Below are 734 nucleotides of genomic sequence, written 5' to 3' on the forward strand. Positions count from 1 at the left end.
GATCGGCAGCATTCTTGTCGTTGAGGTTCAGGCGCTCGCCCGTCATCGGCATTGTGGCGATCGGGCTGCCTTTGAGGGTCAGGAAGGTCGCGACCCCGCTCGCATAGGGAATGGTGAAGTCGACCACTTTCTTGCGGATTTCGTTAATCCCAAGCGTCAGCACCAGATCGAACTTCCCTGCATTGAGGCTTGGAATGAGGCTCGACCGTGACCTCAAGGACACCTATGGCCTCGTCATCAATGAGGAGGCGATGGGTGGCTGAGGCTGCTACGAGCGCATCCAGGTGGGGTGGCCAGTCTGTTTCGTCGATCTCAGGCATGCGGCCCTCCAGGAAGAGGCCCACGCCCATGATGCCATAGGTGCCGGACGCAAACCATGTCGCCGGAGCAGCCAAGGGCCGCCTTGGGTCGCAAGGAAATCGCCGTTGCCTCAGGAATTTCTGCTGTTTCTTCCTTGAGCATGCATCAAGTCTACTTCCCACAAGTGACGGGAGGAGACATTCTCGAAGCTTTGAGGGAGAGTAATAGGTTCAGCAACCTGATCGCCGTAGCGACCACATTGTGCACGGCGGTATCGCTCTCCCTCGTTTCGACCAGCCGGGATTACAGGCGCTTGCCGGACTGCTCGTCGAACAGATGCACCAGCTTCGGATCGGGCGTGACGCGGATCTGCTGGCCCGGCTGCGCATTGACGCGCTCGCGGAACACGCCGACCACATCGGTGCCGCCGAACT

The 734-nt window shown here is 59.7% G+C and carries 1 protein-coding gene; it reads right to left on the reverse strand.

Annotated features, from left to right (window positions below; translation table 11 throughout):
* Positions 1-223, reverse strand: a 223-nt coding sequence (locus FS320_RS44520) for a transporter substrate-binding domain-containing protein (RefSeq protein WP_162003664.1), incomplete at its 3' end; no start/stop codon positions are given.
* Positions 224-734: the final 511 nt, after the last annotated feature.

This window comes from Microvirga tunisiensis (assembly GCF_009296175.1).
GTDB classification, from domain to species: domain Bacteria; phylum Pseudomonadota; class Alphaproteobacteria; order Rhizobiales; family Beijerinckiaceae; genus Microvirga; species Microvirga tunisiensis.